This is a genomic window from Micromonospora zhanjiangensis (assembly GCF_042650605.1).
In the GTDB taxonomy this organism is placed as follows: domain Bacteria; phylum Actinomycetota; class Actinomycetes; order Mycobacteriales; family Micromonosporaceae; genus Micromonospora_J; species Micromonospora_J zhanjiangensis.
In genome coordinates this window covers 1-2,180 of record NZ_JBHSBN010000085.1, presented here as the reverse complement: position 1 = coordinate 2,180, position 2,180 = coordinate 1, and the positions used below count along the sequence as shown (strand labels likewise).

2 protein-coding genes are annotated in these 2,180 nt (G+C 68.7%); both read right to left on the bottom strand.

The annotated features are described in order from the left end of the window. On the bottom strand, nucleotides 1–1,510 hold a 1,510-nt coding region (locus ACFOX0_RS34000; RefSeq protein WP_377553767.1), incomplete at its 3' end, for a cellulose binding domain-containing protein. A gap of 113 nt (nucleotides 1,511–1,623) precedes the next feature. Continuing rightward, nucleotides 1,624–2,180 (bottom strand): RICIN domain-containing protein (locus tag ACFOX0_RS33995; protein ID WP_377553765.1); only part of this gene is annotated, 557 nt, incomplete at its 5' end.

Below are 2,180 nucleotides of genomic sequence, written 5' to 3'. Positions count from 1 at the left end.
CGCTGGACGGACTGATGGTCGCGTTCCAGGCACTGGTGACCGTCTGCCCGGACGGCAGAGTGAACACCAACGACCACCCGTTGACCGCCGAACCACCCGTGTTGGTGATCGTCACACTCTCGGTCAGACCCGAGTTCCACGCGTTCACCGTCGCGGTCACCCGACACGCACCCGACGCCGGCGGAGTCGTCGGCGGAGCCGTCGTCGGCGGAGCCGTGGTGGGCGGAGCCGTGGTCGGCGGGGCCGTGGTGGGCGGCGTGCCGGTACCGTCGCTGACCCGGTAGACCACCGTGCCGTGGCCCGGGACGTTGGCCGAGATGGTGCCGTTGCTCGGGCTGGTGGTTCCGGTCCAGGCGTCGAGCAGGGTGAACGAGGAGCCGGTCTTACCGACCGCGGCGGCCGTGGTCGAGATCGTCGTCGCGCCACTGCCCTGGTTGAACAGGGCGACCGCGACGTCGCCGTTGGCCAGCTTCTTGGCCAGCACCCGGCGGGTGCCGTCGAACGAGACCTGGCTGGCCTGCAGGCCCAGGGTGTCCTGGCTGATGGCGATCAAATCCCGGTTGGTGAGGATGGTCTTCGTCGCCGCCGACATCGACCGCACGTCGTTGCCGGCGATCAGGGGCGAGGCCAGCACCGCCCACATCGCGAAGTGGCTGCGCATCTCGGTGTCGGTCATGCCGCCCCGGCCGACCTCCATCATGTCCATGTCGTTGAACCGGCCCGGAGCCGCGTACGACGCCAACGGCACGGTGACGTTGATGATGTTCTGGATGCCCATCGGGTAGCCGTTGGTCTGGCCGCTGTCCCAGGTGTTGGTGATGTCCTCGGTGGTCCGCCACATGTTGGCGACGTCGCCCCAGTTGCGCTGCGGACCGGTCTTGGAGTGGATGCTGTTCGGATTGATGCTGTACACGATCTGACGACCGGTGGCGGCCAGCGCGTCGCGCATCTTGGCGAAGGTGGTCACCTGGTCGTTGATCGACCCGTTGGGCGAGCACCAGTCGTACTTGAGATAGTCGACGCCCCAGGCGGCGAACTGGCGCGCGTCCTGGGCCTCGTGCCCCTGGCTTCCGGTCGCACCCGGATAGCTGTTGAAGTACTGGGCGCAGGTCTTGTCCACCGGCACCTGGTAGAGGCCGAACTTCAGACCCTTACCGTGCAGGTAGTCCCCGAGCGCCTTCATGCCGCTGGGGAAGCGGCTCGGGTCGCCCTGCAGGTTGCCGGCCGAGTCCCGGTTGGGGTTGAACCAGCAGTCGTCGACCACGACGTACTGGTAGCCGGCGTCCCGCATCCCGCTGCTGACGATGGCGTCGGCGGTCTGCCGGATCAAGGTCTCGTTGATGTTGCAGCCGAACGTGTTCCAGGTGTTCCAGCCCATCGGTGGGGTGCGGGCCACCCCGTTCTCCAGGGCCTGCCCGGCCGGGGCCCGCAGCCCGACGGCCGCGCCGGTGACCAGCAGCCCTGCGGCCAGGGCCACCCCCCACCGGCGATAGGGACCGGGATGTCTCATGGTCGTTCTCCCTCCGATCGTGGCGGCCTCCGCCACGGGTCCGATCTGACCTGCGGTTCCGGCCCGGCCGGTCGGCTGACCGGCCGGGCCGACTGGTTCGCCCGGCGTCCCGTCTACCGTCGCGTCCACTGCTGGTTGGCCTGCCCGTTGCAGGACCACAGAATCAGCTTGGTGCCGTTGGCCGTACCGGCACCGTTGGCGTCCAGGCACAGCCCGGACTGTGCGCCGGTGATGGTGCCGTTCGCGTTGACGTTCCACTGCTGGTTCGCCTGGCCGTTGCAGTCCCAGATGATCACCTGCGTGCCGTTGGCCGTACCGCCACCGCTCGCGTCCAGACACTTGCTGCCGAACACCTGGAACTGCCGGCCGGACGTGTACGTCCAGGACTGGTTGGCCTGGCCGGAGCAGTCCCAGAGCTGCACCTGGGTGCCGTTGGTCGTCGAGGAGTTCGGCACGTCCACGCAGCGGCCGGACTGTCCACCCACGACCTGCTGGCCACCACCGCTCGGCGGGGGCGTGGTGGGTTGGCCGGTGGGTGGGGTGGTGCCGCCGGCGTTGAGGGCGTCCAGGACGGAGTTGTAGGCGGCCTTCTTGTTGCCGTTGCCGTCGAACAGCAGGGGGTTTTCTCCGGTGCGCCAGGAGTCGCTGTCGCGGATGCCCCAGACGGTGA